Source organism: Streptomyces sp. 6N223 (assembly GCF_052246635.1).
Lineage (GTDB): Bacteria > Actinomycetota > Actinomycetes > Streptomycetales > Streptomycetaceae > Streptomyces.
On sequence record NZ_JBQQCA010000047.1, the window covers coordinates 13,096 to 37,137 of the forward strand.

A 24,042-nucleotide genomic window follows, 5' to 3' on the forward strand; every position below is an offset into this window, starting at 1 on the left:
CCCCCGCGGGCGCCTCCGCTCCCCGGTCGCCGGCTTAGGGTCGCCTTACGTGACGCACTCCATTCCGGCTGGTCAGGACGCGGCTTGCTCGCCTCGCTTGAATTAAGCAACAATGGCGTTGTGAAAAACGCGGACGAGCAGCGTGACGCGCCGGTGGCCGTAGGTGCCACCGGTGGTTTCGGTCTGCCCGCCGCCGAGGAGCAGCACGGCACGCGCCAGCGCGTGGCCCGCTCCATCCTCGACCACGGCCCGTCGACCGCGGCCGAGCTGGCCGACCGCCTGGGGCTGACCCAGCCCGCCGTGCGGCGCCACCTCGACGCGCTGGTCGCCGAGTGCGTCGTCGAGCCCCGCGAGCGCCCGGTGTACGGTTCGCGCCGCCGGGGCCGCCCCGCCAAGGCGTACGCGCTGACCGAGGGCGGCCGGGACGCCTTCCACCAGGCGTACGACGAGCTCGCCGTCGAGGCGCTGCGCTGGATCGAGCGCGGCGCCGGGAGCGGGGAGCGGGGCGCCGCCGCCGTCATGGCGTTCGCCCAGGCCAGGGCCGCCGCCCAGGCGGAGGCGTACCGGCCGTTCGTGGAGCGGGCGAGTGGCGAGGAGAAGGCGCGGGCGCTGGCCGAGGCCCTGTCGCGGCACGGGTACGCCGCCACCGCGCGTGACGCACCGGCCCCCGCCGCGGGCGGGCAGCAGCTGTGCCAGCATCATTGCCCGGTGGCGCATGCCGCCGCGCGCTTCCCGCAGCTGTGCGAGGCGGAGACCGAGGTCTTCTCCCACCTGCTCGGCACGCACGTGCAGCGCCTGGCCACCATCGCCCACGGCGACGGGGTGTGCACCACCTTCGTCCCGACCCCCAAGATCTCCAAGACCAGCACGACGAGCACGACCACCAGCACGACGAGCACCGTCACGACCACCGCACCACCACGTAACGCCGGGAGGAACCCCGCATGACGAGCCCCACGGAGACTGCCCACCCCGAGCTGGAAGGGCTGGGCACCTACGAATACGGCTGGGCCGACCCCGACGCCGCGGGTTCGTCGGCGCGGCGCGGCCTGTCCGAGGAGGTCGTCCGCGACATCTCGGCCAAGAAGAACGAGCCCGACTGGGTGCTGAAGCTGCGGCTGAAGGGCCTGAGGCTCTTCGGCAAGAAGCCCCTGCCCACCTGGGGCGCCGAGCTCGGCGACATCGACTTCGACAACATCAAGTACTTCGTGCGGTCCACCGAGAAGCAGGCCCAGACCTGGGACGACCTGCCGGAGGACATCAAGAACACCTACGACAAGCTCGGCATCCCCGAGGCCGAGAAGCAGCGGCTGGTCGCCGGCGTCGCCGCGCAGTACGAGTCGGAGGTCGTCTACCACAAGATCCGTGAGGACCTGGAGGCCCAGGGCGTCATCTTCCTGGACACCGACACGGGCCTGAAGGAGCACCCCGAGCTCTTCCAGGAGTACTTCGGCACCGTGATCCCCGCCGGGGACAACAAGTTCGCCGCGCTGAACACGGCGGTGTGGTCCGGCGGCTCCTTCATCTACGTGCCGAAGGGCGTGCACGTGGAGATCCCGCTCCAGGCGTACTTCCGGATCAACACCGAGAACATGGGCCAGTTCGAGCGGACGCTGATCATCGTCGACGAGGGCGCGTACGTGCACTACGTCGAGGGCTGCACCGCGCCGATCTACCAGTCGGACTCGCTGCACTCGGCGGTCGTGGAGATCATCGTCAAGAAGAACGCCCGCTGCCGCTACACGACCATCCAGAACTGGTCGAACAACGTCTACAACCTGGTGACCAAGCGGGCCGTGGCCTACGAGGGCGCCACCATGGAGTGGATCGACGGCAACATCGGCTCCAAGGTCACGATGAAGTACCCCGCGGTCTACCTGATGGGCGAGCACGCCCGTGGCGAGACGCTGTCCATCGCCTTCGCCGGCCAGGGCCAGCACCAGGACGCGGGCGCGAAGATGGTGCACATGGCGCCGCGCACCTCCTCCAACATCGTCTCCAAGTCGGTGGCCAGGAGCGGCGGCCGCACCTCCTACCGGGGCCTGATCGAGATCGGCGAGGGCGCCGAGGGCTCGAAGTCCAACGTGCTGTGCGACGCCCTGCTGGTGGACACGGTCTCCCGCTCCGACACCTACCCGTACGTCGACGTCCGCGAGGACGACGTCACCATGGGCCACGAGGCCACCGTCTCCAAGGTCAGCGACGACCAGCTCTTCTACCTGATGAGCCGCGGCCTGTCCGAGGACGAGGCGATGGCGATGATCGTGCGCGGCTTCGTCGAGCCGATCGCCAAGGAGCTGCCCATGGAGTACGCCCTGGAGCTGAACCGGCTCATCGAGCTGCAGATGGAGGGCGCCGTCGGCTGACGACGCCCGGCGCTGGTTTCCCCCTACAAGTCCTCAAGACCGAGAAGACCCAGAGAGTGAGCACGACGAGACCCATGGCCAAGGCCCAGAGCATCCCGGCCGGCTCCAGCGCGGGCGGCCCGGTCGCGGTTGCCGCAGAATCCGGCGTCGCCACGCGGCTTTCCGCCGCGCCCTCCTTCGACGTGGCGGACTTCCCCGTGCCGCACGGGCGCGAGGAGGAGTGGCGCTTCACCCCGCTGGAGCGGCTGAACGGGCTGCACGACGGCACCGCCGCAGCGTCCGGTTCCATGAAGGTCGAGGTCTCCGCGCCCGAGGGCGTCACGATGGAGACCGTCGGCCGCGACGATCCGCGCGTCGGCCGGGCCGGCAAGCCCGTGGACCGGGTCGCGGCCCAGGCGTTCTCCGCCTTCGAGAAGGCCACGGTCGTCTCGGTGCCCAAGGAGGCGGTGCTGCCCGAGCCCCTGCGGTTCAGCCTGCACGGCGAGGGCGGCGTCACCTACGGGCACACGATCTTCGAGATCGGCGACTTCGCCGAGGCCATCCTCGTCCTGGACCACACCGGCACCACCACCCGCGCCGCCAACGTCGAGTTCCACGTCGGCGACGGCGCCAAGCTGACGGTGGTCTCGGTGCAGGACTGGGACGACGACGCCGTGCACTGCTCCCAGCACAACGTGCTGGTCGGCCGCGACGCCTCGTACAAGTCGGTCGTCGTCACCTTCGGCGGCGACGTGGTACGCCTGCACCCGCGCGTCAGCTACGCCGGCCCCGGCGGCGAGGCCGAGCTGTACGGGCTGTACTTCACGGACAACGGTCAGCACCAGGAGCACCGCCTCTTCGTCGACCACGGCGCGCCCAACTGCCGCAGCAACGTGGCGTACAAGGGCGCGCTCCAGGGCGAGCGGGCACACGCGGTGTGGATCGGCGACGTGGTGATCCGCGCCGCCGCCACAGGCACCGACACCTACGAGCTCAACCGCAACCTCGTCCTCACCGACGGCGCCCGCGTCGACTCGGTCCCCAACCTGGAGATCGAGACCGGTGAGATCCTCGGCGCCGGCCACGCCTCGGCCACCGGCCGCTTCGAGGACGAGCAGCTGTTCTACCTGATGTCGCGCGGCATCCCCGCCACCGAGGCCCGGCGCCTGGTGGTGCGCGGCTTCTTCGCCGAGCTGGTCCAGCAGATCGGCGTGCCCGACCTGGAGGAGCGGCTCATCGCCAAGCTGGAGGCGGAACTGGAGGCGTCGATCGCATGACTGATGCTCCCGGCGCCACCGGCTTCCGACAGGTCTGCTCGCTCGGCGAGCTGGAGGAGGACGTGCCCAAGCGCGTCGAGCTCGAGGGCACGCCCGTCTGCGTCATCAAGACCGAGGGCGAGGTCTTCGCGGTCAACGACATCTGCTCGCACGCGAACGTCTCGCTCTCCGAGGGCGAGGTGGAGGACTGCCAGGTCGAGTGCTGGCTGCACGGCTCCACCTTCGACCTGCGCACCGGCAAGCCCTCCGGCCTGCCCGCCACCCGACCCATCCCCGTATACCCCGTAAAGATCGAAGGAGACGGCCCCGGCGCCGCCGTGCTCGTCTCCGTCACCCAGGAGTCCTGAAGGCACCATGGCAACGCTTGACATTCGCGACCTGCACGTCTCCGTCGAGGGCGAGAACGGCCCCACCGAGATCCTGCGCGGGGTCGACCTGACCGTGAAGCAGGGCGAGACGCACGCCATCATGGGCCCGAACGGCTCCGGCAAGTCCACCCTGGCCTACTCGCTGGCCGGTCACCCGAAGTACACCGTCACCTCCGGCAACGTCACCCTCGACGGCGAGGACGTGCTGGCGATGAGCGTGGACGAGCGCGCCCGCGCCGGTGTCTTCCTCGCCATGCAGTACCCGGTCGAGGTCCCCGGCGTCTCCGTCTCCAACTTCCTGCGCACCTCCGCCACCGCCATCCGCGGCGAGGCGCCGCGCCTGCGCACCTGGGTGAAGGAGGTCAAGGAGGCCATGGAGCGCCTCGGCATCGACCCCGCCTTCGCCGAGCGCAACGTCAACGAGGGCTTCTCCGGCGGCGAGAAGAAGCGCCACGAGATCCTCCAGCTCGAACTGCTCAGGCCCAGAATCGCGATCCTCGACGAGACCGACTCGGGCCTGGACATCGACGCGCTGCGCATCGTCTCCGAGGGGGTCAACCGCGTCCGCGCCACCGGCGAGGCCGGCACCCTCCTCATCACGCACTACACCCGTATCCTGCGGTACATCACCCCCGACCACGTGCATGTCTTCGCCTCCGGCCGGATCGTCGAGTCCGGCGGCCCGGAGCTTGCCGACAAGCTGGAGGCCGAGGGCTACGAGCAGTACACCAAGGGGGTGGCCACCTCATGACGCTGACCCAATCCTCCGACCCCGGCGCGTTGCTGACCGGGCTGCTGGACACCGACGCCATCCGCAAGGACTTCCCGATCCTGGAGCGCACCGTCCAGGACGGGAAGCGGCTGGTCTACCTCGACAGCGCCGCCAGCTCGCAGAAGCCGCGCCAGGTGCTGGACGCGCTCAACGACTACTACGAGCGGCACCACGCCAACGTCCACCGCGGCGTGCACGTGCTGGCCGAGGAGGCCACGGCGCTGTACGAGGGCGCCCGCGACAAGGTGGCGGCGTTCATCAACGCCCCCAGCCGCGACGAGGTCGTCTTCACCAAGAACGCCTCCGAGTCGCTGAACCTGGTGGCGAACATGCTCGGCTGGGCCGAGGAGCCCTACCGGGTGGACTCGGGCACCGAGATCGTCATCACGGAGATGGAGCACCACTCCAACATCGTGCCCTGGCAGCTGCTGGCGCAGCGGACCGGCGCGAAGCTGAGGTGGTTCGGCCTCACCGACGACGGGCGGCTGGACCTGAGCGCCATCGACCAGGTCATCACCGAGCGCACCAAGGTCGTCTCCTTCGTCCTGGTCTCCAACGTGCTGGGCACGCTCAACCCGGTGGAGGATATCGTCCGCCGGGCCCAGGAGGTCGGCGCCCTGGTGGTGATCGACGCCTCGCAGGCCGCGCCCCACATGCCGCTGGACGTGCAGGCGCTCCAGGCCGACTTCGTCGCCTTCACTGGCCACAAGATGTGCGGCCCGACGGGCGTGGGCGTGCTGTGGGGGCGGCAGGAGCTGCTGGAGGACCTGCCTCCCTTCCTCGGCGGCGGCGAGATGATCGAGACCGTCACCATGCACTCCTCCACCTACGCCCCGGCCCCGCACAAGTTCGAGGCCGGCACGCCGCCGATCGCGCAGGCGGTGGGGCTGGGCGCGGCCGTGGACTACCTTGCCGGCATCGGCATGGAGAAGATCGCCGCGCACGAGCACGCGCTGACCCAGTACGCGCTCGGCCGCCTGGCCGAGGTGCCGGACCTGAGGCTGATCGGCCCGGTCTCGGCGGAGGACCGGGGCGCCACGATCTCCTTCACCCTCGGCGACATCCACCCCCACGACGTGGGCCAGGTCCTGGACGAGCAGGGCATCGCCGTCCGGGTCGGGCACCACTGCGCCCGCCCGGTCTGCCTGCGGTTCGGAATTCCCGCGACGACGAGGGCGTCTTTCTATCTGTACTCCACCCCGGCGGAGGTCGATGCCCTCGTCGAAGGCCTGGAGTACGTACGGAGCTTCTTCGGATAGCCGGACAGGGACGTCGGACACGAGGGTGGTATAAGGACGTGCAGCTGCAGTCGATGTACCAGGAAGTGATCCTGGACCACTACAAGCACCCGCACGGGCGGGGCCTGCGCGAGGGCGACGCCGAGGTGCACCACGTGAACCCCACCTGCGGGGACGAGATCACGCTGCGCGTGCGGTACGACGGCGAGACCATCGCCGACGTCAGCTACGAGAGCCAGGGCTGTTCGATCAGCCAGGCCAGCGCCTCCGTGCTGAACGAACTGCTGGTCGGCAAGGAGGTGACCGAGGCGCGGAAGATCCAGGAGACCTTCCTGGAGCTGATGCAGTCCAAGGGCCGGGTCACCCCGGACGACGCCATGGAGGACGTGCTGCAGGACGCGGTCGCCTTCGCCGGCGTCTCGAAGTATCCGGCGCGCGTGAAGTGCGCGCTGCTGAGCTGGATGGCATGGAAGGACGCCACCGCCCAGGTGCTGGGCGAGAGCGCACTGGAGGAGACGGCATGAGCGAGACCGGAACCGCCGCGACCACGCCGGTGAGCGAGGAGGACATCCGCGAGGCGATGATGGACGTCGTCGATCCCGAGCTCGGCATCGACGTCGTCAACCTCGGCCTGATCTACGGCGTCCACGTCGACGACGACAACGTCGCCACGCTCGACATGACGCTGACCTCCGCGGCCTGCCCGCTCACGGACGTCATCGAGGACCAGGCCAGGAGCGCCACGGAGGGCCTGGTGAACGACCTGAAGATCAACTGGGTCTGGATGCCGCCGTGGGGCCCCGACAAGATCACCGACGACGGCCGCGAACAGCTGCGCGCCCTCGGCTTCAACGTCTGACCGCTGGTCCGGGCCTCCCAGGGGGTCCGGGGCCGTCGCCCCGGACTCCCTTTTTCCCGCCCCGTTCGTCCAGCCGGGCCCTCACGCGTGGTCCACCAGCTCCCGGTGCCCCTGCATCCGTGCGCAGTGCCCGCAGCAGTAGAAGTGCCCGTCCTCCGTCTCCATGCCGTGGCCGAGGATGCGGCACCCGCAGTTCTCACAGATCGGCGCCATCTTCTGCGCGGCGCACTCCAGGCTGTCGAAGATGTGCACCTGACCGGCGGCGCGCACCTCGAAGGCCATCCGGTACTCGTTGCCGCAGGTCTCGCACTGGGCCATGGTCCTCACTCCTTCGTCGTGTCCTCGGACGTCCGCCGCAAGGATGGCGGGAACGCCGGGCGGTTCCCCGCTGACGCGCGGGCAGTCACCCCGGCCGGGCGGATAGGTGCGATCGTACGCATGCTTGCGTACGCGCGTACGCATCGATGGGTACGCTGGTACGCATGGTCTACGTGACGCTCTCCGCCGCGATCCTGGCCGAGATCCTCGGCACCACCGTCATGACGCGCACCGACGGCTTCACCCGGCTCGCGCCCACCCTCGCCTGCCTCGGCCTCTACGGCGTCTCCTTCACCCTCCTCGCCCAGGCCCTGAAGTCGATGGACGTCGGCATCGCCTACGCCGTCTGGTCCGGCGCCGGCACCGCGCTCATCGCCGCCATCGGCATGGCCTTCCTCGGCGAGGCCCTCACCGCCGCCAAGATCCTCGGGGTCGCGCTCGTCATAGCCGGCGTCGTCGTCCTCAACCTCGGCGGGGCGGCCCACTGATGAGCCCTCGCCGCCACGACCCCGACCGCCGCCGGCGCATCGTGGACGCCGCCGTCCGGCTCATCGCCGAGCGCGGCGTCGCCGCCCTCAGCCACCGCGCCGTCGCCGCCGAGGCCGACGTGCCGCTCGGCTCGACCACCTACCACTTCGCCGACCGCGACGAGCTGCTCCTCGCCGCGCTGCGGCAGGTCAACGACGCCTGGCTCGCCCGCTGGGAGGTGTGGGCCGCCGCGGCCGACCCGGCCAAGCCGCTCGCCCCGCAGGCGGCGGCGTTCGTCCGGTCCTGCCTGGAGGACGACCGCGCCCGCACCGAGGTCGAGTACGAGCTGTACGTCGCCGGGCTGCGCCACCCCGCCGTGCGCCCGCTGGCCGCCGCCTGCCTCGACGCCATGGCCGAGGCCCTGCCGCGCCGCCGCCTCGTCCCCGACATGGCCACCGCCCGCGCCCTCGTCGCCCTCGGCGACGGCCTCACCCTCCAGTGCCTGCTGACCAACCGCCCCTACGACGCCGCCCAGACGACCGAGGCGTTCGCGCGCCTGCTGAATGAGACGGGTTCGCCGCCGCCCGCCGCCACCGGCTAGCGTCGGGGGCATGACCGACGCATCCACCACCACCCCCGACCCCCGCACCACCGGCGCCGTCGCCGCCGGGCTCGCCACCCTCGCCCCCGACGGCACCGTGCTCGACACCTGGTACCCCGCCCCCGAGCTCACCACGGAGCCCGAGGGCCCCGCCGCCGCGGCCGGCACCGAGCGGCTGAGCGCCGAGCGCGCCGCCGAGCTGCTCGGCGAGGCCGCCCCCGAGGCCCTCGGCCCCGACCCGCGCCGCGGCGTCGAGGTGGTCGCCGTGCGTACGGTCGTCTCCTCGCTGGAGGACAAGCCGCTGGACGCCCACGACGTCTACCTGCGGCTGCACCTGCTCAGCCACCGCCTGGTCCGCCCGCACGGCCTCAGCCTGGAGGGCGTCTTCGGCCTGCTCGCCAACGTCGCCTGGACCAGCCTCGGCCCCGTCGCCGCCGACGACATCGAGCGCGTACGCCTCGCCGCCCGCGCCTCCGGCGCCCACCTCGCCGTCACCAGCATCGACAAGTTCCCCCGCATGACCGACTACGTGATCCCCACCGGCGTCCGCATCGGCGACGCCGACCGGGTCCGCCTCGGCGCCCACCTGGCGTTCGGCACCACCGTCATGCACGAGGGCTTCTGCAACTTCAACGCCGGCACCCTCGGCATCTCCATGGTCGAGGGCCGCATCAGCGCGGGCGTCGTCGTCGGCGACGGCTCCGACATCGGCGGCGGCGCCTCCATCATGGGCACCCTCTCCGGCGGCGGGAAGCGGACCATTTCCATCGGCCAGCGCTGCCTGCTGGGCGCGGAGGCGGGCCTGGGCATCTCCCTCGGCGACGACTGCGTCGTCGAGGCCGGGCTCTACGTCACCGCCGGCACCCGCGTCACCCTCCCCGACGGCAAGATCGTCAAGGCGCTGGAGCTCTCCGGAGCCCACAACCTCCTCTACCGCCGCAACTCCACCACCGGCACCGTCGAGGCGCTGCCGCGCACCGGCACGTGGGGTGGCCTCAACGCCGCGCTGCACACCCACAATTGACAGAATCGGGCCCGTGAACGGATTCTCGGCGGGCATCACCTTCCTCCTCCAGGGCCAGCGCTGGGTGCTGCGCCGGCGACGCTGGTTCGGCTTCGGGCTGCTGCCCGGGCTGATCACGCTGCTGATCTACGGCGCGGCGCTCGTGGCGCTGGCCCTGACGGCGGGCGACATCGCCGAGTGGGCCACGCCCTTCGCCGACGACTGGGGCGACACCTGGCGCTCGCTGCTGCGCACGCTCGTGGCCGTCGCGCTGTTCTGCGGCGGCGTGCTGCTGGCCGTCCTCACCTTCACCGCCGTCACGCTGCTGATCGGCGAACCCTTCTACGAGAAGCTCTCCGAGCAGGTCGAGGACACCGAGGGCGGCCGCCCCAAGGGCCCGGACCGCCCCTGGTGGCGGGAGCTGTGGATCTCGCTGCGCGACAACCTCTACCTGCTCGGCCGCGTCCTGCTCTTCGGCGTACCGCTCTTCCTGCTCGGCTTCGTGCCCCTCATCGGCCAGACCGTCATCCCCATGCTCGGCGTCTGCGTCTCCGGCTTCTTCCTCACCGCCGAGCTCACGTCCTTCGCCATGGAACGCCGGGACATCCGGGTACGCGAACGCCTGCGGCTGCTGCGCGCCCACCTCGCGACGACCCTCGGCTTCGGCGTTCCTCTCATCCTGCTCTTCCTGGTGCCGCTCGCCGCGGTCTTCCTCATGCCGGGGGCGGTGGCCGGCGCCACGCTGCTGGCGCGCCGGCTCGCGGATGAGCACCGGCGTCCCGGCGGCGCTCGCTCCGTCGTTTCATGAGCCTTCCGCGCGGGCGGTCGGCGCGTGCCGCGCCAGCGCGCGCAGCAGCAGGTACGAAGCCTGGACGAACCGGTTCCGCAGCGTGGGGCCGCTGTTGGTCAGCGCCACGACCCGGACGGCGGGGTCGAGGCTGAAGCCGGTGAACGTGGTGAAGCCGCGGGTCGCGCCGGAGTGGAAGAACACGACGTGGGTGGGCAGTGCGCGCCTGGTCCACGCCAGGCACAGCTCCGGCCCGCCGGGCGCGCGCTCGCGGGGCTGGACGACCTCGCGCAGCGCCGCGCGCAGGGTGCTTCCCGACGGCGCGCAGCCGTCAGGGTCGGTCAGGGCCCGCAGGTAGTGCAGCAGATCCCGGGCGCTGGAGCGCAGCGCGCCCGCCCCGGGCAGGGCGGGGATGAGCCACGGCGGGCGGGGGCGGCCGTGCGCGTGGCCGGTGGCCTGCGGCAGGCCCGGGTCCGGGCTGGTGTCGGCCAGGCCCAGCGGGTCCAGGACCCGGGCGCGCAGCAGCGTGCCGTAGTCGGTGGCCGCCTCCTCGGTCAGCAGGCGGCCGAGGAGGCCGGCCCCGAAGTTGGAGTACCGCACCCGGGCGCCCGGCGGGCGGCGTATCCGGGTGCCCGCGAGGGCCGGCCACACCCGGTCCGGGGCGAAACGCGCGTACGGGTTGGCGAACCAGGACGGCAGGGCCGACCGGATCAGGGCCGACGGCAGGCTGGGCAGACCGGAGGTGTGCGTCGCCAGCTGCTCCAGCGTGCATCGCCCGCCGTAGGCGCCGCGGGGCGCGGCCCCGGGCGGGACGCGGGAGCTGACGAGGTCGTCGAGGCGCAGCTCGCCGCGGGCCGCCATCTCGGCGAGCAGCAGCGCGGTGAACGTCTTGGTCACCGAGCCGATCTCGAAGCGGGTCCGGTCGGTGACGGCCGCCGTCATCGTCCGGTCCGTGAAACCCCGGCACAGCGTCGCCGTCTCGTCCGCCGTCTCCGCCACGACGACGACGGCCGCCCGGGCGTCGGTGGCGGCGGCCGCGGCCGCGACGGGCTCCAGGTGCCCCGCGAGCGTCATCACGCGGCGCCGGCTGTACCGCGGAAGCGGGACAGCGCCAGCGTGCCGGCGATGGTCGCCACGACCGTCGGGTGGTGGTGCTCGGCGAACGCCTGCCGCGGATCCTCGGCGACCGGCCGGCCGTCCCGCGGCAGCAAGCCGTCCTCGTGCTGGGCCGAGGCGAACATCTCCCAGGCGCCGGGAGGGCAACGCGGTTCGGTCAGACAGGCGTCGACGATGAGCAGCTCACCCACCAGGTCCCACTCCTGGATCTCCAGCCACACGTCGATCCAGACCGGCAGCCACAGCGTCAGGTAGTCCTGGATCCTGGGCGGCAGCCCCTCCGGCCGGGCGCCCCAGTCGGTGACGTGGAAAACCGTGTGGGTCACGCAGTAGGCCGTCAGCCAGTCGATCGCCCACGGCTCCGGCGTCTGCCCCAGCCAGGTGGCGTCGGTCAGCGCCCGCCAGTCCACCTCCCGCTCCAGGCCGGCCACGCGGGCCGCGTTGGCAACGGCGAGGCGGCGGTTGGGCATCAGCTCGGAGCTCCGTGGCGAGGCCAGGCCGCCGAGGTGGGCCAGCAGGCCGTCCAGGCGCTCGTGCCGGTAGCCGGCCCGCGTGAAGTGCGTGTACACCTCCAGCGGATCCGTCATCACCGGGTACCGCAGCTGCCGCTCGTAGAGCAGGTCGCTGGCGCCGAGCTGCTCCCACGAGAAGTCGAGAACCTCCCGTGCCCTGTGCTGGTCGGCCGGCGAGGCGATGCCCTCGCGCAGCACCAGGGAGGCCGCCATCGCCGACTCGGCGAGCGGCTTGTAGACGCTGTCGGGGTCGGCCAGGTCGGCCGTGGTGCCGGGCGGCAGGGCGCCGTGGCCGCGGTTGCGATGCAGCCAGCCCAGGGCGCCGGTGGCCATCCGGTGTGCCATCAGGCGGACGGGTGCCGGGGCCGGCGTCGGCGTACTCATGCGGCTCGCCTCTCCTGCTCATCCTGCTCGGCGTCGGGTATCAGGGCGCGGGCGATCGTGGTGTCCAGAACGGTGCGCGCGCTGCCGCCGCCGAACAGCTCGATGTGCCGCAGCACGGCCGCCACGTCCAGCTCCGGGGAGGCGCCGCGCCGGATCGCCAGCGCGAGCCAGCGGGCCAGCCGTGCGGCCGTCGGGTGATCGCGTCGCAGCATCGAGCGCGCGGTGCCCCTGCTGAGCGCGCGCACGTGCTGACACGCCTGCTCGGGCACCGGCCCGTCAACGCCCGGCAGCGCGAGCGGAGACAGCCGCGCCATCAGCGCGCACCACGCGGGCCAGGGGAGATCCGCGGCGTCGGGCAGTGCGGCCGGCGGGCTGGGCACGGGCATGGGCGCGCCGCCACCGCCGTGCCGGGCGAGGAGCGTGGCCGTCACGTGGTCGCGCCACGCCACCTCCCCGGGATCGCCGGGGGCGGGGGGAAAGACCCGGAACGCCTCGGCGACCGTCTCGCGGTCGGCGGCGTCGAACGGGGCTCCGAGCAGCAGCACGGGCGCGAGGACATCGGGTCCCAGGACCCGGACCGCGGCCAGTCCCGCCTTGGCGTCCGCGGCTTGCTGCACGTGGGCCTGTACGTGGCCCGGGACGTGGCCCTGTACGTGGGCCGCAGAGGCCGGGGGACCCTGGGTGCCCCGGAGGACACCCAGGACGCGCCCGGCCAGACCCTCCACCGCCGCGGCGTAGTCCGCCTGCGGTGAGGCGTCTGGATACGACATCGCTGACTCACCTTCTGCCCGCAATGACGAGCGCTGTGTCACTCGTTGATCGTGCTGTGCCGCCTGGCCCTACTTCTTGCGGGGCTCCTTGGGGGGCTTGGGCGAGATGAAGGTCAGGGCCAGCAGCAGCGCGCCGGCCTGGGGCGAGTACACCGGCGCGCCGCTGACCGGAGCCTCGGGCTCGGACATCAGCGAGGTCATGGCGGCGTGCTCGGCCGACCCGGCGAACACCGGGGTGACGGGAGCGGACGTCTGAACGGACAACGTGTCCTCCTCAGGGGTAATGCGGTGATGGTCGTGCGCGTCATTTGACGTGCACGCGCCAGGCTTACCCGGGGGGACGCGTCCGAATCCGGGGCTTCAGCCCCGCCCAACTGCGGCTTTAGGATTCGTTGGCGTTACCAAGACCGGCACGTGCGTCGCGCCAGACCGTGGCGTCCACCGTCAGGGTGTCCTCGGCGCCGGGCAGGCCGGTCACCGTGATGAGGGCGACGTGGCCGGCGGCGGTGCGGACGCACACCTGGGAGCCCTCCTCGACCCGGTCCATGCTCACCGACGCCACGGCCTGGGCGTCGTCCGCCGCACAGGCGGCGAAGGAGCCCTCCTCGCCCGCCTCCAGCAGCACCAGCGTGTTCCCCTCGGCGGTGCGCAGCAGCGCCGGGTCCTCGCCCGTGAAGTAGCGGAAGTCGATCTGCGCCATGTTCCACGCGCCCGACGCGCGCGGCTCGACCGGGTCCTCGCCGAGGTAGAGGTGGTAGCCCGCCGGGATGGCGAGGCCGGGATACTCCGCCGCATCCGGGGCGTCCGGCAGCGTCGGGGCCTCGGGCTCCGTCCCGCCGGGCGGGGACTCGGACCGGCGCGGGCTCTCCGCCGAGGCGTCGCCGGAACCGGGGGACGACGCGGCCTCCCCGGCCCCGTCCTCGCCGCCGTCACCCGACAGCAGCACGACGCCCGCCCCCACGGCCAGCGCCGCCACCGCCGCCGCACCCGCCATGACCACGCCCCGCCGGCGCGTCGCGGACGGGCGCCGCCGCCGGGTGTGGCCGGTGGGCTGCGTGGCGGCCGTCGCGGTCCTCGGGGGCCTGGGAGGCGCCCCCACCGCCAGCTCCGCCGCCACCGCCGCCGGCAGCCACTGCCCCGGCGCGGGCATCGCCCCCGCCGGCAGCGCGGCCCGGCAGCGCGCGATGACCTCCGGCGGACCCGGCCGCGCCGCCGGGTCCTTGGCCAGGCAGTGGGCGGCCAGCTCCTTCAGCGGCCCGCCGGGCAGCGCCGACAGGTCCGGCCACTCGTGCACGATGCGGTACAGCACCGCGTGCGAGGTGCCCTCGCCGAACGCCGGCGTGCCGCTGGCGGCGTACACCGCGAGCTGCCCCAGCGCGAACACGTCCGTGGCCGGGCCGACCGCCGCGCCCGCCGCCTGCTCCGGCGACATGAACGACGGCGTCCCCACCACCATCCCGCTGCCCGTCAGCGCCGTGCCCGACTCCGCCGCCCGCGCGATGCCGAAGTCGATGACGCGCGGACCGTCGGCGGCCAGCAGCACGTTCGACGGCTTCAGATCCCGGTGCACCAGCCCCGCCCCGTGGATCGCCTGGAGCGCCTCCGCGGTCCCCGCCAGCAGCAGCATCACCGTCGGCAGCGGCAGAGGCCCGTGCCGGGACACCGCGTCCGCCAGCGACGGCCCGGGAATGTACGCCGTCGCCAGCCACGGCACCGGCCCTTCGGTGTCGGAGTCGACCACCGGCGCCGTGTACAGCCCCTGCACCCGCTCCGCCGCCCGGACCTCCCGCTGGAAACGCGCCCGGAACTGCGGGTCCTCGCCGAGCTCCGGCCGCACGACCTTGATCGCCACCGGCCGCCCGCCCGGCGTGTACGCCAGATACACCCGGCCCATGCCACCGGCCCCCAGCCGCGCGGCGAGCGGATACCGCCCCACCACCGGCGGGTCGTCCGCCTCCAGCGGCTGGAACTGACGAAGCTGCGCGGCCGACGCGCCCGAACCGTGCATGGTGCCGTCCCCCGAAACCGTTCTCACTGTTCGTGTGTCGGGGCGACACTATCGGAACGTCCCACGCCGCAGGCCGAGATGGCCGTCTTCAACGCCGTCGCCAGCCGCGCCGTCAGCTCCTCCCCGCCCGGCAGCAGCGGCCCGCGCACCCCGCCTCCCGGCAGCCCCGCCGCCCGGAACAGCGCCTTCACCGCGACCGTGCCCGGCACCTCGCCCATCATCGCCTCGACCAGCGGCAGCAGCGCCCGGTGCCGCCGCGCCGCCTCGCCGTGGTCACCGCCCTCGAAGGCGTCGAGCACCGAACGCACCTGCGGTCCCGCCACGTTGGCGACCGTGCTGATGTAGCCGCGCGCGCCGATGGCGAAGAGCGGCAGGTTCGTCTCGTCCGACCCCGAGTAGTAGACGAGGTCGGTGTCGCCCATCACCAGGCCGGACTTCAGCAGGTCGTAGGAACAGTCCTTGACCCCGACCACGCGCGGGTGCTCCGCCAGCCGCCGCAGCGAGTCGGCCGTCAGCGCCGTGCCGCTGCCCGTCCGGGCCGGGATGTCGTACAGCAGCACAGGCAGCTCGGCGGCGTCGGCCACCGTCCGCAGGTGATGGACGATCGCCTCCTGCGTCGGCCGCGAGTAGTACGGCGTCACCACCAGCAGCCCGTCCGCCCCCGCCGTCTGGGCGGCGCGGGCGAGCGCGATCGTGTGCCGGGTGTCGCTGGTGCCGGCCCCCGCAATCACGCTCGCCCGCGCGCCGACCGCCTCGGCCACGGTCCGCACCAGCGTGGCCTTCTCCGCGTCGGTGGTGGTCGGGGCCTCGCCGGTGGTGGCGTTGAGGACGAGCGCGTCGCAGCCACCGCGCTCGACGAGGTGCGCGGCGAGCCGCTGGGCGCCCTCGACGTCGAGGGCGCCCTGGCTGGTGAACGGGGTGATCATCGCCGCCGCGCGGCGGCCGAGGGGTGCGGGTGCGGGTTCCGTCGTCATGCCCGCAGTCTCGTCACCTCACCGGCCGGGGTCCACGTAGATTCCCTCGACCGCACCGTTCAGAATCGCTTACGGGCCTCAGGGCCGGAAGCGCAGCACCTGCGGGTCGTGGTCGCTGGCCTGGTCCGCGAACTCGGCGTTGATGTGCACGATGTCGTAGTCGAAGCGCCGGATCGACGGCGTCACCAGCGTCTGGTCGAGCACCTGCGAGTTGCCCTGGAAGACGTAGGTGTACCGCTCGGCCGGCGGCAGGGCGTACACCGCGCTCCGCAGCACGCCGCCCGCCGTCAGGGCCTGGGTCGTCGCCGAGAACTCGAAGTCGTTGATGTCGCCGAGCACCACCACCCGGGCGCCCCGCTCCACCGAACGCACCTGCCGCACGAAGGCGTTGACCGCCTCCGCCTGCGCCAGCCGCTGCGCCTCGCTGGAGCGCTCCGGCGGCTGTTGGCGGGCGTGCAGCGGCTGGTCGCCGCCCTTGGAGGCGAAGTGGTTGGCGACGACGATCACCGTCTCGCCCCGGAAGCGGAACTCCCCGGCCAGCGGCTTGCGGCTGTCCGCCCACGCCGCCTCGTTGCCCGGGTCGATCCGGCCGGGGGAGAGGGACAGCGTGGCCCGCCCGCTCCGGCGCACCGCCTCGGTCGCGGTCGCCGCGTCGCCGCCCGGCCGGTCCACGAACGACACCCGCTCGGGGTTGAAGAGGAAGACGTTGCGGATGTTGCCGCCCGGCTGCCCGCCGTCCTGGCCGTCGGCCGGGTCGATGGCGCGCCACTCGTACGCCGGGCCGCCCGCCGCGGCGATCGCGTCCGTGAAGCGGGCCAGCGTCTCGTCGGCCGCCACCGTGCCGTCGTCCGTCGGGCCCGAGTTGTCCTGGATCTCCTCCAGCGCCACGATGTCGGGCGAGGCCAGGGCGTCCACCACCCCGGCGGCCAGCCGGTCGAACTTCTCCTGGTCGTTGCCCGGGTGCAGGTTCTCCACGTTGTACGTGGCCACCGCCAGCTCGTTCCCGTCCTGCGGCCGGGTCGCCTCCGGCTCCAGGCCGCCGGAGGTCACCGACAGCGCCTGCCGCGCCGTCAGCACGTAGCCGCCGAACTCGTCGTAGTCCAGCGGTCCGCTGACCGGCCCGGCGAGAGTGTCACCGACGTTCGCGACCGGGAACGGCCGCTGCCCGACCGGCACCAGCGACTCGACCTTCAGCCGCCCGGGGTTCTGCGAGGCGTAGGAGTCGTAGAGCGTGCCGCCGCTCGGCGTCGGGGTCCGGTCCGGCTCGACCGTCACCCACAGCTCGTAGTACTCGGTGCTGGGGCCGACCACCGGTGCCGCCCCGATCTCGACGTTCATGCCCTCCAGCGACTCGTACCGGTCCAGGGCGTAGGCGTCCGGCCGGAGGTCGAGGCCTTCGAGGTCGCCCTCGGGGGCGTAGGCGCCGGGCAGGGCGTCCGCGTCCAGGGCGTACGGCGCGGGCAGGTCGTTGCCCGACGACACCACGCTCACCGTGGGCCCGGAGATCTGCGTCACCGACTGGCCGCCCGCGCTCTCGCCGCCGTAGTAGTACTCGCCGACCCGCCCCGACACCAGCACCTCGTCCCCGACGGAGACCGTGGGCGCGGAGGAGGTGAAGACGAAGACGCCCTCGCTGGTGGCCGGGTCGCCGTCGCCGGCCGGGTCCTGCATCCAGAAGCCGCGCGAGCCGTAGCCGCGCACCCCCGTGACGACGCCGGACACGACCGTCACCCGCTGCCCGGCGTAGGGGGATATGCGCGTCGCGCCCTGTATCTCGTGGATGCGGGGCCCGGCGGCCTCGGCGTCCGACGCCTGCGCGACGACCAGCGCGCCGGCGATCGAGGCGGCGGCGAGCGCGGCTCCCAGCATGGCGGCGGGTTTGCGACGTGTGGTTGCGGCCACGGCATCCTCCGGGGTCTGGCGTACGCGTGCGGTGCGTGCCTGTGCGTTCTCTACGCGCGTCAAGGTCGCGTACCGTCCCGTCCATGTCAACGCCCGCCGGCCGTCCGGCGCGTAACGTCCCTGTGAACCCCGGGAGTGCCGGGTCTCGGCGTGCGGCTGGCGGAGCGTCAACTAGGGTGATCTCATGACCTCCGCCGACCGTTCCGCGCTTCCGCCTGTGCGGCTTCCCTCCGAGGACGAACTCGCCCAGCTGGCCCTCGCCTCGCCGCTGCTGTCCCGGGCCGTCGAGCTCGCCCGCTGGACGGCCTCGGCGGCCGGCGAGGGCATCGCCGTCGGCCCCGGCGGCGAGCTGCTGCCGGAGGAGCTGAAGACGGCCGTCGCCCGCCTGGGACTGGAGGCGTCGCCCGACGGGCCCGCCCACGCCGGCGAGGCATGGGCCTTCGCCGTGGACGCCGGCCTCGTCGTGGTCGTCGGCGAGGCGGACGGGGATGAGGAGGAGGACGAGGAGGAGACGGCGGACGCCGACGCCGCCACCGGCTTCGCCACCCCGCGCCCGGGCCTGGACGACCTGGACCTGAAGAGCGGCGGCGACCCCGCCACCGTGCTCGACCTGTGGTCCGACGGCATCGACGGCGTCCTCGACGACGCGGCGTTCTCCGGCCTCGACGAGCTGCCGGACGACTCCGTGCCCGAGGAGGACGCCGACGACGAGGACTTCGACGAGCTGGAGTGGGACCCGGAGGGCGAGTCCGAGCTGCTCGACTCGGCCCTCGGCACGCTCTACCTCTTCACCGCCTCCGACGAGGAGGTCGCCGCCGGGGCGATGGTGCCGCTGCCGATGGTCGCCGCCGCCGTCGTCATGCCGGAGGGCGAGGAGGAGCCCTCCGACGAGATGCTGGACGACATGTCGGCCGTCGTGATGCGGCTCGACGAGCAGTTCCGCGCGCTGGAGGGCACCGGACTGCTGGAGTACGAGGCCGCCGAGCCCTCGGACCTGGCGGGGGAGGCCGAGGACACCGAGGAGATGGACCTCGAGAGCTTCGGGCGCGTCCGCCTGACGACGCTCGGCCTGTACGGCGTCCGCCGGCGCATGGTCGAGGCCGGTCTCGACGCCCCCGTCGTCGGCGACCTGCGGCACGCCGAGGCCGCCGAGCTGCTGGCCGCCATCCCCTTCCGCCCCGAGCCCGCCGCCCGCGAGGAGGCCGAGCTGTGGCTGGCCGAACACCAGCCCCTCGACGCCGTACGCCAGCTCCTGGCCGCCGCCCGGGGCGCCGACCCCGAGGCCCCCGGCCGCCGCCTCGGCTGCCAGCTCGTCCTCTCGCTCGTGGACGGGCGCGGCGAGGAGGCCCTGCGCGAGGTGCTCGACGACCGCGAGCTGGGCGGCCTGGCCCGCGTGTGGCTGGCCGAGCGCGGCGCGGACGACGTGACGCCGCCCACCGAGGAGATGGTCTTCTGGCTGACCGTCGACACCCTCGCCGCCCAGCTCGGCACTCCCGCCGAGGACGACGACGCCGACGAGCTGCGCGAGCTGGTGCGCGACCTGACCGCCCAGCACAGCGACTTCTTCGACCGGGCCTGGCGCTGCGAGCACCCCGCCACCGCCGACGTGCTGGAGGCGATGGGCCGTCTCCACCCCGATCGCCAGCTCGCCAAGCAGGCCCGCAAGGCGGCGTTCAAGGCCCGGTCGGCGGGGGCGGCGGGCTAGCTCGCCCCGCGCCACGTCCTCAGGACGTGATGGAGACCGCGGCCGTGTTGCCGGTGACGTCGGTGACGTCGATCGTGACGGGGGGAGAGTCGCAGGCGCTCAGGACGTTGCCTCTGCTCTCGCACACCTGCCGGCCGTAGCCGGGCCCGGTGAAGACGATCTTCATGCCATCGGAGCCGATCCGGGGGAACGTCACCCTCGTGATGCCGTGGGCGCCGTCGGCCGCTATCTCCTCGCCCTGCATCACGGTGGTCTCGCACTCCAGGTCGAAGCACGGCTCCGACTCCTCCTGGTCCGGGTCGCCGTCCCCCCCGGTGCACCCGGCGGCGCCGAGCGCGAGCACGGCCACCACCACCGCCACCGCCACCCTCATCCCCGTCCTCACCGCTGCCTCCCCATCGCCCCGCGGGCGTTCAACCGCCGGTCGGGGTATGTGACGCGCCTGATCAGCGGCCGGGGTTCCCGCTCAGCGCGGCGTCCGGGGCCGGGAAACTCCATACGGCTGACATGCCGGGGGCGCCCCCGCGTGCCAAGGGGTTTCATTCCCTCAGGAGGGGCACCCTGTGCGGGATGACGACCAGGGGTGCGACGCGGCAGTCGGTGTACGAGCGCCTCGCCGGCTTCGCCCAGCGGCGTCGGTGGACGGCGCTGCTGCTGTGGGTGGCGCTCCTGGTGGGCGTGCAGATCGCGGCCGAGGCGGCGGGGCAGGCGTACCGGAACGACTTCTCGCTGCCGGGCACGGAGTCCCAGGACGCCACCGACCTGCTGGACGAGCACGGCTCGCCGCTGGCCGGGGACACCGTGGCGATCGTGCTGCACGACGAGGCCGGCGTGCGGCGGCCGGAGGTGCGGCGGCGGGTGGACACGATGCTGCCGAAGGTCGCGCGGCTGCCGAAGGTGGCGGAGGTCGACAGCCCCTATCGCAGCCAGGAGGCGATCTCCCGGGACGGCACGATCGGCTACGCCACGGTCGTCCTGACGGTGAAGGCCGAGGACATGACGGGGTCCGAGGTCCAGCGGATCTACGACGCGGCCACGACGGCCCAGGGCGGCGGGCTCCAGGTGGAACTCGGCGGCGACGCGGCCCGCCTCCTCGCCGAGGAGGAGAGCTTCCTGGCCGAGGGCGTCGGGGTGCTGGCGGCGCTGGTGATCCTCGTCGTCATGTTCGGCACGGTGATCGCCGCGAGCCTGCCCGTCATCACCGCGATCTTCGCCGTGGGCAGCGCGGTCGGGATCATGGTGCTGCTCTCACACATCCTCACCATCGCCGACTTCACGCCCTTCGTGATGGCGCTCGTCGGCCTCGGCGTGGGCATCGACTACGCCCTGCTGATCTTCTCCCGGTACCGGGCCGAACTGGCCGCCGGCCACGGGCCGGGGGAGGCGACACGGGTGGCGCTGGACGCCGCCGGACGGACGGTGTCGCTGTCGGGCTCGATCGTGATCGTCGCGCTGCTGGGCCTGTACGCCCTGGGCATCGGCGGCCTCCAGGGCATGGCGTTGTCCGTGGCGCTCACGGTGCTGGTGACGATGGTGGCGTCGCTGACGCTGCTGCCCGGGCTGCTGAGCGTCTTCGGCCACCGCTTCCAGCGGCAGGTCACCGCCCGCGCCGCCCGGCGCGACGACCGGGGCCGGCCTCCGCCGGGTGCGGCCTGGCGCCGCTGGGGCGCGGCGGTGCAACGCCGGCCGCTCGCCGCGCTGCTGGTGGCGGCGGCCGCGCTGGCGGCGATGTCCCTGCCGGTCCTCGGCCTGCGGCTCGGCTTCGCCGACGCGGGCAACGACCAGTCCGGCACCACGAGCAGGCAGGCGTACGACCTGCTCTCGCGCGGCTTCGGACCCGGCTTCAACGGGCCACTCTTCGTGGTCGCCGACGGCGGGCGCGACGGCGCCGAGCGGGCCGGGGAGGCGGCGACACTGGTGCTGAACCGCACGCCGGACGTCGCCTCCGCCACCGGCCCGATCCCGACGCGGGACGGGCAGGCCGCCACGGTGCTGGCGTTCCCCGCCTCCTCGCCGCAGGCCGAGGACACGTCCGACCTGGTGCACCGGCTGCGCGACGAGGTGCTGCCGGGACTGGAGCGCGACACGGGCGCCCGCTATCTGGTGGGCGGCGCGACGGCCGGGGCGGAGGACTTCGCCTCGGTCGTCTCGGAGCGCATCCTGCTCTTCGTGGCGATCGTCGTCGGGTTGTCGATGCTGCTGATCATGACGGTGTTCCGCTCGCTGCTGATCCCGCTGAAGGCCGCGCTGCTCAACCTGCTGAGCATCGGCGCCGCGCTCGGCGCCATGATCCTGGTCTTCCAGGAGGGCCTGTTCGGCGTCGAGGCGGGCCCGGTGGAGCCGTGGATCCCGGTGATGATCTTCGCGATCATCTTCGGCCTCTCGATGGACTACGAGATCTTCCTCGTCTCCCGCATCCACGAGGAGTGGACGCGGACCGGGGACCACGCCCTGGCGGTCCGCGAAGGGCTGGGCCACACCGGCTCCCTCATCACCGCCGCGGGGGCGATCATGATCGCCGTCTTCGGGTCGTTCATGCTGTCCCCCGAACGCGTCCTCCAGGAGATCGGCTTCGGCATGGCGGTCGCGATCTTCGTGGACGCGGTCGTCATCCGCTGCCTGATCGTCCCGGCGGCCATGGCCCTGATGGGCCGCGCCGCCTGGTGGTTCCCGCACTGGCTGGGACGCCTGCTGCCGAGGGTGCGCCTGGAACGGCGTTGACGGCCTCCCGCGGCGGCGGGGACACCGGAGCGGCGAATCTCCATGACCGCGCCGGGGGAGGGGAGGCACGGCCGGCGATGCGGACGCGCCTGCCCGGCCGGAGCTCGCCGCCGAGGTGCGGCACGACCACCTCGCGCCCGCGCCCGCGCTCGCGCGGTTCCCGCTGCCGGGCACGGGCGTCGGCCCGGCGCGGCACGCGCGGCGGGCGTCCGGAGCCCCCGCCAGGGCTGGTGCCGGGACTTCTTGACGCCTCCGTTGGGACGTTGGAATACTCACGGGCCAATCGGCAATCGCTTGCCGCGCATCGGCGTGCACACCTTCCCCAGACAGCCCGGCGAGGTCATCGTCCAGAGCCGAGGACGGTCCCGCGATGAATCGATTCACGGGCGAGGGATGGTGAGCCCGCCGCGTGCGGCGGGCTTGCCGTGACCCCCACAGAACCCCCACAACAGGAGTCAACGATGGGACGCAGAGCCGCATCACCCATCACCAGGCGCAGGCCCGCCCTGATCCTCTCCGCCATCGTGGCGGCCGTGGCCACCGCCGCCACCCTCACGGTGTCGGCGAACGCCGCCGAGGATCCCGGTTCGCCGGAGACGAAGCAGGACTGCGGCGGCGGAACCTACAACGCCGAGGTCGTGCAGGACGGCAGCACCTGGACCGCCCCGGGCTACACCGGCGACTCCATGCCGGAGGCCGTCAGGGCCGGCATCGCCAGCCTCACCGAGGGGCGCACCAGCATCGAGTCCGTCGTCGTGCGCGGCTCGGGCGACATAGGGTCCGAGGACTCGATCGACATCCCGAGCTACACGTCCATCGAGATCTGCGGAACGATCAACGTCGTCGGCGAGATCGGTGCGGAGGCGGCGCCGCTGCGCATGGTCGGCGTCAACGACGTGGCCGTTCCGTACCTGGAGGGCATGACCGGTGCCCCTTACTTCGGGATCTTCGTCCGCAACGCCTCGAACGTCGACTTCGGTCAGATCAACATGACCCTCAGCGGCGGGCTCGGCATGCGGATCGACAACCACGACGACACGAGCTGGCGTACGAACAACGTCACCATCGACAGCGCGAACATCTCCGGCGCCGGCAGCCACGCCATCGAGACCTACGGTGTGGACGGGCTCACCATCGGCACCGTCACCGCCACCGACGTCGGCGAGTCCGGCCTGCTGATCCAGGACACGTACAACGCCGAGATCGGCAGCGTCATCGGCGAGAACGTCGCCTCCGGCACGGGATACGCCACCTTCCGCATGGCCAACCGCAACGGCGCCCTCGACGACTACTCGACCAACATCCACGTCGGCGAGGTCGTCGCGCGCGGCGGCGGACGCGGGATCTTCTGCGTCTCCGAGAGCGGCGGCGCGGTCATCGACCGGGTGGACATCTCGGACACCGAGAACAACGCCATCCTGATCGAGAACTGCTACAACGTGACCATCGCGGCCGAGAGCGGCACCGTCTCGGGCGGCGGGGAGATCCGGCTCGCGGCGCGCAGCGAGTTCGCCAACAACCGGGACATCACGCTGTCCAACCTGACGGTGATCAACTCCGCCGTCACGGAGGACCCGTGCGGCGAGAACACGGTCATCGAGAACGTCACGTTCGAGAACAGCGCGGACAACACGTGCTGAGTCCCGAGCACGCACCCTGAACAAGCGTCGGCGGCAGGCTCCGCGCCTGCCGCCGACGGCGTTGTCCGGGGGTCGCCCCAGGCGTTGGGGTACTCACGCTGCCTGGTAAGGGCTTTCTGTCCAACTCGGGCGCGGGCGCCGCGCTTTCCGTGCCGTTCGTGCCTCGCGCGCCAATCGCGCACCGCCTTGGCCTCGTGACGGGGCGACGTTCTGCGCGTTCCTGTTCATGAATCGATTCATGAAAGATTCATGAAGCCCTTCATGTGCCGCCCCA

The 24,042-nt window shown here is 72.6% G+C and carries 24 protein-coding genes; 15 read left to right on the forward strand and 9 right to left on the reverse strand.

What is annotated here, in order from left to right; genetic code table 11:
* The first annotated feature begins 120 nt into the window (after positions 1-120).
* The 8 genes from ACTWQH_RS24615 to ACTWQH_RS24650 all read left to right on the forward strand — a co-directional run bounded on the left by ACTWQH_RS24615 (position 121) and on the right by ACTWQH_RS24650 (position 6,859).
* The gene (locus ACTWQH_RS24615; protein WP_443288913.1) at positions 121-948 is read left to right on the forward strand and encodes a helix-turn-helix transcriptional regulator; all 828 of its coding nucleotides are present in this window, start codon (positions 121-123) and stop codon (positions 946-948) included.
* Positions 945-2,366, forward strand: coding sequence for a Fe-S cluster assembly protein SufB (gene sufB / locus ACTWQH_RS24620; RefSeq protein ID WP_443288914.1), 1,422 nt, complete (start codon positions 945-947; stop codon positions 2,364-2,366). Before ACTWQH_RS24615 ends, sufB begins: the two co-directional genes overlap by 4 nt.
* Before the next feature lie 74 nt (positions 2,367-2,440).
* The gene (sufD, locus tag ACTWQH_RS24625) at positions 2,441-3,622 is read left to right on the forward strand and encodes a Fe-S cluster assembly protein SufD (protein ID WP_443288949.1); all 1,182 of its coding nucleotides are present in this window, start codon (positions 2,441-2,443) and stop codon (positions 3,620-3,622) included.
* The gene (locus tag ACTWQH_RS24630) at positions 3,619-3,969 is read left to right on the forward strand and encodes a non-heme iron oxygenase ferredoxin subunit (RefSeq protein ID WP_443288915.1); all 351 of its coding nucleotides are present in this window, start codon (positions 3,619-3,621) and stop codon (positions 3,967-3,969) included. The genes sufD and ACTWQH_RS24630 overlap by 4 nt, the downstream gene beginning before the upstream one ends.
* Positions 3,970-3,976: 7 nt before the next feature.
* On the forward strand, positions 3,977-4,741 hold the full coding sequence (gene sufC, locus ACTWQH_RS24635) for a Fe-S cluster assembly ATPase SufC (RefSeq protein WP_443288916.1): 765 nt from the start codon (positions 3,977-3,979) through the stop codon (positions 4,739-4,741).
* On the forward strand, positions 4,738-6,021 hold the full coding sequence (locus tag ACTWQH_RS24640) for a cysteine desulfurase (protein WP_443288917.1): 1,284 nt from the start codon (positions 4,738-4,740) through the stop codon (positions 6,019-6,021). The genes sufC and ACTWQH_RS24640 overlap by 4 nt, the downstream gene beginning before the upstream one ends.
* 38 nt (positions 6,022-6,059) lie before the next feature.
* Positions 6,060-6,524 carry a Fe-S cluster assembly sulfur transfer protein SufU gene (gene sufU / locus ACTWQH_RS24645; RefSeq protein WP_443288918.1) on the forward strand — a complete coding sequence of 155 codons (465 nt, stop codon included), beginning with the start codon at positions 6,060-6,062 and terminating at the stop codon, positions 6,522-6,524.
* Positions 6,521-6,859 (forward strand): metal-sulfur cluster assembly factor, encoded by a 339-nt coding sequence (locus ACTWQH_RS24650; protein ID WP_443288919.1) that lies wholly within the window; start codon positions 6,521-6,523, stop codon positions 6,857-6,859. The genes sufU and ACTWQH_RS24650 overlap by 4 nt, the downstream gene beginning before the upstream one ends.
* Positions 6,860-6,940: 81 nt before the next feature.
* Here ACTWQH_RS24650 and ACTWQH_RS24655 read toward each other — a convergent pair whose 3' ends face one another.
* A complete protein-coding gene (locus tag ACTWQH_RS24655; protein ID WP_443288920.1) occupies positions 6,941-7,177 on the reverse strand; it encodes a hypothetical protein in 237 nt (78 codons plus the stop codon).
* 164 nt (positions 7,178-7,341) lie between these two features.
* On the opposite strand from ACTWQH_RS24655, the gene ACTWQH_RS24660 reads away from it, so the two are divergent.
* From ACTWQH_RS24660 to ACTWQH_RS24675, 4 genes are read left to right on the forward strand one after another with little or no spacing between them, the layout of a single operon-like run.
* Positions 7,342-7,665, forward strand: coding sequence for a DMT family transporter (locus tag ACTWQH_RS24660; RefSeq protein WP_443288921.1), 324 nt, complete (start codon positions 7,342-7,344; stop codon positions 7,663-7,665).
* Positions 7,665-8,246, forward strand: a complete 582-nt coding sequence (locus ACTWQH_RS24665; protein WP_443288922.1) for a TetR/AcrR family transcriptional regulator — start codon at positions 7,665-7,667, stop codon at positions 8,244-8,246. The genes ACTWQH_RS24660 and ACTWQH_RS24665 overlap by 1 nt, the downstream gene beginning before the upstream one ends.
* A 10-nt stretch (positions 8,247-8,256) precedes the next feature.
* On the forward strand, positions 8,257-9,270 hold the full coding sequence (gene dapD / locus ACTWQH_RS24670) for a 2,3,4,5-tetrahydropyridine-2,6-dicarboxylate N-succinyltransferase (RefSeq protein WP_443288923.1): 1,014 nt from the start codon (positions 8,257-8,259) through the stop codon (positions 9,268-9,270).
* Positions 9,271-9,283: 13 nt separating this feature from the next.
* A complete protein-coding gene (locus ACTWQH_RS24675; RefSeq protein ID WP_443288924.1) occupies positions 9,284-10,057 on the forward strand; it encodes an EI24 domain-containing protein in 774 nt (257 codons plus the stop codon).
* Here the strand turns inward: ACTWQH_RS24675 and ACTWQH_RS24680 are convergent.
* The 7 genes from ACTWQH_RS24680 to ACTWQH_RS24710 form a co-directional block, all read right to left on the reverse strand.
* Positions 10,052-11,110 carry a serine hydrolase domain-containing protein gene (locus ACTWQH_RS24680; RefSeq protein WP_443288950.1) on the reverse strand — a complete coding sequence of 353 codons (1,059 nt, stop codon included), beginning with the start codon at positions 11,108-11,110 and terminating at the stop codon, positions 10,052-10,054. The two genes, ACTWQH_RS24675 and ACTWQH_RS24680, sit on opposite strands and share 6 nt — an antisense overlap.
* Positions 11,110-12,048, reverse strand: a complete 939-nt coding sequence (locus tag ACTWQH_RS24685; RefSeq protein ID WP_443288925.1) for a DUF6895 family protein — start codon at positions 12,046-12,048, stop codon at positions 11,110-11,112. Before ACTWQH_RS24685 ends, ACTWQH_RS24680 begins: the two co-directional genes overlap by 1 nt.
* Complete coding sequence (locus ACTWQH_RS24690; protein ID WP_443288926.1) at positions 12,045-12,818, reverse strand: hypothetical protein; 774 nt, start codon at positions 12,816-12,818, stop codon at positions 12,045-12,047. The genes ACTWQH_RS24685 and ACTWQH_RS24690 overlap by 4 nt, the downstream gene beginning before the upstream one ends.
* A 69-nt stretch (positions 12,819-12,887) precedes the next feature.
* Positions 12,888-13,082, reverse strand: coding sequence for a hypothetical protein (locus ACTWQH_RS24695; RefSeq protein ID WP_443288927.1), 195 nt, complete (start codon positions 13,080-13,082; stop codon positions 12,888-12,890).
* A 118-nt stretch (positions 13,083-13,200) separates the two neighbouring features.
* Positions 13,201-14,826: a protein kinase domain-containing protein gene (locus ACTWQH_RS24700; protein ID WP_443288928.1), complete on the reverse strand. Its 1,626-nt coding sequence runs from the start codon at positions 14,824-14,826 to the stop codon at positions 13,201-13,203.
* Between the two features lie 23 nt (positions 14,827-14,849).
* Positions 14,850-15,800 (reverse strand): 4-hydroxy-tetrahydrodipicolinate synthase, encoded by a 951-nt coding sequence (gene dapA / locus ACTWQH_RS24705; RefSeq protein ID WP_443288929.1) that lies wholly within the window; start codon positions 15,798-15,800, stop codon positions 14,850-14,852.
* A 78-nt stretch (positions 15,801-15,878) separates the two neighbouring features.
* Entirely contained in the window at positions 15,879-17,669 is a 1,791-nt protein-coding gene (locus ACTWQH_RS24710) for an endonuclease/exonuclease/phosphatase family protein (RefSeq protein WP_443288951.1), read from the reverse strand.
* Between the two features lie 217 nt (positions 17,670-17,886).
* On the opposite strand from ACTWQH_RS24710, the gene ACTWQH_RS24715 reads away from it, so the two are divergent.
* Complete coding sequence (locus tag ACTWQH_RS24715) at positions 17,887-19,407, forward strand: hypothetical protein (RefSeq protein ID WP_443288930.1); 1,521 nt, start codon at positions 17,887-17,889, stop codon at positions 19,405-19,407.
* Between the two features lie 19 nt (positions 19,408-19,426).
* Here ACTWQH_RS24715 and ACTWQH_RS24720 read toward each other — a convergent pair whose 3' ends face one another.
* The gene (locus ACTWQH_RS24720; RefSeq protein ID WP_443288931.1) at positions 19,427-19,792 is read right to left on the reverse strand and encodes a hypothetical protein; all 366 of its coding nucleotides are present in this window, start codon (positions 19,790-19,792) and stop codon (positions 19,427-19,429) included.
* Between the two features lie 185 nt (positions 19,793-19,977).
* Here ACTWQH_RS24720 and ACTWQH_RS24725 point away from each other — a divergent pair, with 185 nt between their 5' ends.
* Positions 19,978-22,128, forward strand: coding sequence for an MMPL family transporter (locus tag ACTWQH_RS24725; RefSeq protein ID WP_443288932.1), 2,151 nt, complete (start codon positions 19,978-19,980; stop codon positions 22,126-22,128).
* A 461-nt stretch (positions 22,129-22,589) separates the two neighbouring features.
* A complete protein-coding gene (locus ACTWQH_RS24730; protein WP_443288933.1) occupies positions 22,590-23,768 on the forward strand; it encodes a right-handed parallel beta-helix repeat-containing protein in 1,179 nt (392 codons plus the stop codon).
* Positions 23,769-24,042: the final 274 nt, after the last annotated feature.